This window comes from Endozoicomonas sp. ALD068, from assembly GCF_049310145.1.
GTDB lineage: Bacteria > Pseudomonadota > Gammaproteobacteria > Pseudomonadales > Endozoicomonadaceae > Endozoicomonas_A.
On the sequence record NZ_JBLYNU010000004.1, the window covers coordinates 2,056,858 to 2,064,545 of the forward strand.

4 protein-coding genes are annotated in these 7,688 nt (G+C 48.1%); 2 read left to right on the forward strand and 2 right to left on the reverse strand.

The features are described from left to right. Window positions 1–3: 3 nt before the first annotated feature. Window positions 4–996, reverse strand: coding sequence for an MBL fold metallo-hydrolase (locus ACO6V5_RS07420; RefSeq protein ID WP_422133662.1), 993 nt, complete (start codon window positions 994–996; stop codon window positions 4–6). 19 nt (window positions 997–1,015) lie between these two features. Next, a complete protein-coding gene (locus ACO6V5_RS07425; protein WP_422133661.1) occupies window positions 1,016–1,216 on the reverse strand; it encodes a hypothetical protein in 201 nt (66 codons plus the stop codon). A gap of 1,058 nt (window positions 1,217–2,274) precedes the next feature. On the opposite strand from ACO6V5_RS07425, the gene metH reads away from it, so the two are divergent. Both metH and ACO6V5_RS07435 read left to right on the forward strand, forming a co-directional pair. After that, on the forward strand, window positions 2,275–5,982 hold the full coding sequence (gene metH / locus ACO6V5_RS07430) for a methionine synthase (RefSeq protein ID WP_422408966.1): 3,708 nt from the start codon (window positions 2,275–2,277) through the stop codon (window positions 5,980–5,982). 237 nt (window positions 5,983–6,219) lie between these two features. Beyond that, on the forward strand, window positions 6,220–7,551 hold the full coding sequence (locus tag ACO6V5_RS07435; protein ID WP_422408968.1) for an MATE family efflux transporter: 1,332 nt from the start codon (window positions 6,220–6,222) through the stop codon (window positions 7,549–7,551). Window positions 7,552–7,688 lie beyond the last annotated feature (137 nt).

Consider the following 7,688-nt stretch of genomic DNA (forward strand, 5'->3'; position numbering starts at 1 on the left):
TTGTCACAATAAATCATTAAATAAAGCAGTGATTTTTCCAGGCTTGATCACAATAAAATCGTTATCCGCAACATTCTGTTGTCGTTTGGCAAGCTGTAGATCTTCCGGCGGCTGCAACATCGGCTCGTTGGTGAGCATAAAGCTGCCCCAATGCATCGCCAGCGATAAGCGCGAGCCAACATCCTTATGAATGCGCACCGCCTCTTGTGGGTTAACGTGGATTTCTTTCATAAACCAGCGTGGTTCATAGGCCCCAATGGGCACCATGGCCATATCCATATAGCCAAAGTGATCACCAATAGCCTTAAAGTCTGAGCTGTAGCCAGTGTCTCCAGCAAAATAAAAGCGTTTACCCGGTTTCGCAAATACTGAAGGCGCTTCAAATACCCACCCACACCAGAGCGTTCGGTCAGGAAAGATGGAACGGCCACTAAAGTGTTGGCATGGCACTGCCGTGAACGTCCAGCCACGATGGGTATGCGATTCCCACCAATCCAGTTCAACCCAATTATCAATTCCCCGCCTGCTGAACCAATGGCCTAATCCGAGTGGCAACATAAATAACGGCGGGTTGTGTTTCTGCCTTTTCTGGATCGTCAACACAGATTGTCGATCCAGATGATCGAAGTGATCGTGGGAAATCAATATCACATCAACATGAGGTAGGGCATTAATATCTATCGCAGGAGGTGAATAACGCTTTGGCCCAGCCCACTGCACTGGCGATGCTCGTTCAGAAAAGTGAGGATCAGTAATAATATTCATGCCCTGATGACGAATCAAAAAAGTCGCATGACCAATCCAACTTGTCAGCGATTTATCCGAGTACTCAAAGACCGAATGATCATCTTCCACAATAGGAATCGAAACTTTTTCCGGTAATTTTTCAAATAACTTCCATTTTAAAATTTTCCATAACGAACGGTGATGCATTTGCATCTTGTCATTATTGCGAAAGCCACCGCTTGGGAGGTGATGTTTTTTAGAAAGGGTCACGGGTCTTCCTCATAATCAATCAGTCACATTGACGCAGTGCAGGCCCGCAAATAAATTTTGGTATCGCCGCACGGCCATAACTTTGTTTACTGACAATCTTTAACTCATCATCAAACACAAAATAATCCATACCCTCCCAGTGAAACGACCTACCAAAACGCAGCTTAATCAGTGAGGCAATAACCTTCTGGCTAAACGACATACCTGCCACTGGCAGCATATCATGCTGACCCTACAATCCAAAACTGGCTGTTTTATTGTCTTCATCAACCAACATACTTTTTTTCAATAAAGGTTAATTTTCCGTACATACCGCTAAACACTGATTTGATGGCGTTACGAACCTTCTGTTTACCTCGGGCAGTATGACCATTCATTTATCGGAATTCACACTCGTCAGCGAAATGCTCTGTAACCCGATCAAGACGCTGATTCGAAAACGCATCGTTGAAGGTGTTCAGTAAACTGCGTATATCATTCGCCATTTCTAAGTTGTCCATGCCATCCATTCAGCCCATAGGGTTTATCAAATACCACCCACCAGGTAAAGGTACTTGGCTGGCGCACGCGAAAGTGTTCACGGGTCACTTTGACAGGCTCAGGTTGGTATTCTCTACCCATTAAAATAACAGTAAAAAATGGGAAAAATATCATGAATAATGCAGTGATCACGGATAACTGCAATGGTGTTGGTTTCGCTGCGGCACAGCACTTCTGTAATGGGGATTATCGTGTGTTAGTGATTGCCATGACACCGAAAAAGCTGGGGTAGGGTCACGCCCTTTTATCAGGCAGGTGCAATGGGTAAACAATGATCGCTGATATTAAGCCTCAGCAATTTTACCCTTATTCAAGCTGCCACTGCAGGTATTAACAACAAATGCCCACAATTGAAGAACTGGCCCTGATGACGGATTCATGAGTGGCCATCCCCGGTCTTACCCGGAGGCGCAAAACCCGCGTCATTTATTCAACCAAAGTAAGCGAAAATTCACTATATTGGCACGATTTTAGGCTATTGACTGTTTAAGCTCGCCAATATTTTATTCGATCGTGGTATGGGATTGAACGTCGTTATGCCGACAACGGTATCATAGTCGACCTTGCATTTTACTTACTTTTTCTATGAATATGTGTGATTTGAAGTACACACTCTGTGGCGCATTTCTGATACCATCGCTCTCCTGAAAATACCTACAAGCAGCCGTGAACCGTCAAACTGAAACCTTGACGGCCTGTTTCATGGCAATAGAGAGAACTGGCCCGGAATCTGTACCCATGCCTAACAGTCAAGAAAGAGCACACTTTCCAAGAGCAAACCTTCTTAAAGAGCAATTGGAGAAACGGATTCTGATCCTTGACGGTGCCATGGGCACCATGATTCAAGGCTATAAGCTGGATGAAGAAGATTACCGTGGAGAACGTTTTGCTGATCACAGCTGTGACCTCAAGGGCAATAATGACCTTCTCTCTCTGACACGCCCTGAGATCATCAAGGAGATTTACCAGTCTTACCTGGATGCCGGAGCTGACATTCTGGAAACCAATACCTTTAACGCTACAACCATTGCCATGGCTGACTACGAGATGGAACATCTGGTCCCGGAGATCAACCGGGAGTCAGCCCGTATAGCCAGAGAAGTGGCTGATGTAGCCACTGCTCAAAACCCTGATAAGCCCCGTTTTGTAGCAGGGGTGCTAGGCCCAACGAACAGAACCGCTTCCATTTCGCCTGACGTCAACAACCCGGGCTATCGCAATACCAGCTTTGAAGCATTGGCTATGGCCTACAAAGAAGCAGCCCTTGCCCTGATAGAGGGGGGGTCCGATATTATTCTGATCGAAACCATTTTCGATACGCTCAATGCCAAAGCCGCTATCTTTGCTGTAAAAGAACTGTTCGACGAAGTGGGCTATGAACTGCCCATCATGATTTCAGGCACCATTACCGATGCCTCTGGTCGTACCCTTTCCGGCCAGACCACAGAAGCTTTCTGGAACTCTATTCAACACGCCAATCCTATTTCTGTAGGCCTGAACTGTGCACTGGGTGCCAGTGAGCTGCGTCCGTACCTGGAAGAATTGTCCAACATTGCCAACACTTTTATCAGTGCACACCCTAATGCTGGCCTGCCTAATGCGTTTGGAGAGTACGATCAAACTCCGGATGAAATGGCAGACATTGTTGCCGAATTTGCTGAATCTGGCCTGGTGAACATTATTGGTGGTTGCTGCGGCAGTACTCCGGCTCATATCAAGGCAATTGCTGATAGAATGACGTCTATCGAAAGACGACAGATCCCAGAAATTCCTGTCGCCTGTCGGCTCAGCGGTCTTGAACCCTTCAATATTTTTGCAGACTCGCTGTTTGTCAACGTGGGTGAGCGTTGTAATGTAACCGGCTCTGCCCGCTTCAAACGCCTGATTATTGAAGAAGATTACGACACAGCTCTGGACGTTGCTCGTCAGCAGGTTGAAAACGGAGCCCAGGTCATCGACATCAACATGGATGAAGGGATGCTGGATGCCAAAAAGGCTATCACTACTTTCCTGAATCTGGTGGCCTCTGAGCCGGACATCTCCAAAGTGCCGGTCATGGTGGACTCATCTAAATGGGATGTCATCGAAGCCGGTCTGCAATGCATTCAGGGTAAAGGCATTGTTAACTCCATCAGCCTGAAAGAAGGCGAAGAGGCTTTCCGCCATCAGGCAAGGCTATGTCGTAATTACGGTGCTGCTGTTGTGGTGATGGCTTTTGACGAGACCGGTCAGGCTGACACCGAAGCCCGCAAAATAGAAATCTGTAAGCGTTCTTACGACATTCTGGTTAATGAAGTGGGCTTCCCGCCCCAGGACATTATTTTTGACCCGAATATCTTTGCTGTGGCTACCGGTATTGATGAGCACAACAATTATGCGGTGGACTTCATCAATGCGACTCGCTACATCAGGAAAAACCTGCCCCATGCCATGATCTCTGGCGGCGTTAGTAACGTTTCCTTCTCGTTCCGGGGTAACAACCCGGTCAGGGAAGCGATTCATGCTGTCTTCCTGTATCACGCCATCAAAGGTGGCCTGACTATGGGTATTGTCAATGCCGGACAGCTGGAAATTTACGAGGAAATCCCCAAAGAGCTGCGTGAACGGGTTGAAGATGTCATTCTCAACCGCAATAACGAAGCCACAGAAGCCTTGCTGGCCATTGCAGAGGACTATCGCGGTGGCGGCACCGGCCAGAAAAAAGTAGAAGATCTTTCCTGGCGTGAGCAGGATGTCAACAAGCGTCTTGAACATGCTCTCGTGAAAGGGATAACCACCTACATTGTTGAAGACACCGAAGAAGCTCGTCAACAGGCAGATCGCCCCATTCATGTCATCGAAGGTCCATTAATGGAGGGCATGAATGTAGTCGGCGATCTGTTTGGAGCCGGTAAAATGTTTCTACCCCAGGTCGTCAAAAGTGCCCGGGTTATGAAACAGGCCGTTGCCCACCTGATTCCTTTCATTGAAGAAGAGAAAGACGGCGACGTTCAGTCCAACGGCAAGATACTAATGGCTACCGTTAAAGGCGATGTACACGACATTGGCAAAAATATTGTTGGTGTTGTGCTGGCCTGTAATAACTTCGAGGTCATCGATCTTGGTGTTATGGTGCCCTGCGAAAAAATCCTGCAGGTAGCCAGAGAAGAAAACGTGGACATCATTGGCCTCAGCGGTTTGATCACACCGTCTCTCGACGAAATGGTGCATGTCGCCAGTGAGATGCAACGCCAGGACATCCACTTGCCCCTGTTAATCGGCGGTGCAACCACTTCCAGAGCTCATACAGCGGTTAAGATAGAGCCACAGTTTCAGAATGATATAGCGCTTTATGTGACCGATGCATCCCGCAGTGTCGGCATTGCGACTCGACTGATGAGTAAACAATTAAAACCGGCACTGATCGAGGAAACGCGTGCCGAGTACGAAAAAATTCGGGTACGCCACGAGAAGCGCAGTAATAAGCGACAACTACTGACTTATCAGGAAGCCGTTGATAATCGTTTTGATGCAGGCTGGAACAACTATCAACCTCCAGTTCCAACCTTCACAGGTGTAAAAGTCTTTGAAGATTACCCACTGGAAAAACTGGTGGATTACATCGACTGGACACCTTTTTTCATCACCTGGGATCTGGCGGGAAAATATCCGAATATTCTGGAAGATGAAATTGTCGGTGAAGCAGCCACCAACCTTTACAATGATGCCAGGGCCATGTTGAAAGATCTTGTTGAGAACAAGAAGATGGGTGCTCGTGCAGCTATTGGCTTCTGGCCGACGTTCCAGGTAAACAACGATGACCTTGAGGTTTATAGCGACGAAAGTCGCTCTGAAGTCAAAGTCATGCTTCATCATCTTCGTCAACAGAACCCGAGACCGGATGATAAGCCAAACTACTGCCTGTCAGACTTTGTGGCGCCAAAAGCCACTGGCCTGAAAGACTATGTGGGTGGTTTTATCACTACGGCGGGGATTGGTGCAGATGAATTGGCCAAAACCTATGAAGACAAGGGTGATGACTACAACAGTATCATGGTAAAAGCGCTTGCTGATCGTCTGGCAGAAGCCTTTGCCGAGCATATGCACGAAAAAGTTCGCAAGGAATTCTGGTGCTACGCTCCACATGAAGCCTTGAGTAATGAAGAACTGATTAAGGAAAAGTACACCGGCATCCGCCCTGCCCCCGGCTACCCAGCCTGTCCGGACCATACAGAAAAAACAGCACTGTTTGAGCTGCTCAATGGAGAGGTAAATACCGGAGTCAACCTGACAGAACACTTTGCCATGATGCCTGCTGCCAGTGTCAGTGGATGGTACTTCTCTCACCCGGAATCCAAATACTTTGGTCTGGGTAAGATCGCCAGGGACCAGCTCGCTTCTTACGCTGAGCGAAAAGGCATAAGTCTGGAAGAAGCCGAACGCTGGTTGCGCCCAAACCTTGAATAAGTCAGGGCTTATTGAATCAGGCAGGAATAGATCTCTGCTACCAAAGATCTGTTCCTGCCACTGAAATGTTTAATACATTGAACCGCTTTTCCAGCAAGTCTTCAGCACGGGAATATTCTCATTAGAACCCAGCCTGGGATCTCTGCTGCAAGATAAAAAGCATTCAGTTCTGGCGTGACACAGGCACTTCTAAACACATACAATCTAACAGAAACATCTAAAAAGCCTGAGGTTTGCTTGAAACAGCGCGTAACTACCATACTGAAATTGAGCACCCCTATCATCATAGCGATGCTGTCTCAAAGCCTCTTGAATCTTGTCGACGCTGCCCTGGTTGGGCCCTTGGGAAAAGAAGCACTTGCTGCGGTAGGTGCCGCCAGTTACGCAAACTTTGTCGCACTCTCCCTTGTTGCAGGACTCTCCGCCGGTGTACAAGCTCAGGTAGCTCGCAGATTAGGTGCTGGCCATAGCCTTCACTGTGCGACACCCGTCAACCATGGCATCATCATCGCACTATTCTTTGCCCTACCTGTCAGTCTCATCTTGATGGTGTTAGCCCCCTGGATATTGCAAATTTTTAACCAGGGTGAACTAGTGCATGACACTGCCGTTAGCTATTTTCGCATTCGCGTCATGTCTCTGACTGCCGCCGCTCTTTGCCTGTCTTTTAGAGGTTACTGGAATGGCACTGGCAGACCTTCAGGGTTTCTGCGCATTCTGGTCATCTCCCACCTCTTCAATGCGCTGGTAAGTTTCTGCCTTATCTACGGCATAGGTCCATTACCAGCAATGGGTGTGGCCGGTGCGGCGCTTGGCACTTTCCTGGCTATGTACCTCGCCGCCATGCTGAATATGTTCAGCCTTATGGGGATCGCCAGAGAACAGGGATTCATGGACTTCAGATTTTTAATAAAGCGTGACTTCAGGCAGACCATTCGACTGATTCGACTGGCTGTTCCGGACTCTCTGCAACAGTTGCTGTTCTCTTTTGGCTTTATGGTGCTGTTTGCTATCATTGCCCGGATGGGTACCGGTGAGCTGGCCGTAGCTCATGTTCTTATGAATATTTCCCTGCTATTAATTTTACCGGGTATGGGTATGGGTATGGCCGCTAATACTCTGGTGAGTCAGAGCCTGGGAGCCGGCAAACCCGATAAAGCCTGGCGCTGGGGCTGGGATATTGTCAAGGTGGCTGCCAGTGTGCTGCTGTTCCTGAGCCTTCCATTACTTATTGCTCCAGAGCTCATGCTGAGCCTCTTTCTCCACCAGGAATCTCTTGTCGAAATGGGAAAAATTCCTCTTCAGCTGACCGGTATGAGCATCTTCCTTGATGCAGCCTCTCTGGTATTCACCCAAGCCCTTTTGGGTGCTGGTGCAAATCGCACTGTACTGGGCATAAGAGCCGCCGGACAGTGGTTAATCCTGCTGCCGCTATGCTGGCTGGTTGGTCCTGTACTCGGGCTTGGACTGACTGCAGTCTGGCTGGTTCAGACGTTGCAGAGACTGATCAGCTCCATGGCTTTTGTCATGGTCTGGCAAACCCGCAAGTGGGAAAGAGTCACTGTTTAGCAGGTGAGTTGATAGCTTATGGTAGCTCTTTTCCCGCCATGACAGCATTCTGTCGTCATATCCACGCAATATACGAACAGGGCAACAGAATGTGTCATTCGAAAAAATAACAGAACGATAAGTTTGACACTCTATTA

Coding starts and splice junctions, on each gene's coding strand:
- ACO6V5_RS07425 (WP_422133661.1), bottom strand. CDS start 1,216: ATGCTGCCAGTGGCAGGTATGTCGTTTAGCCAGAAGGTTATTGCCTCA.
- metH (WP_422408966.1), top strand. CDS start 2,275: ATGCCTAACAGTCAAGAAAGAGCACACTTTCCAAGAGCAAACCTTCTT.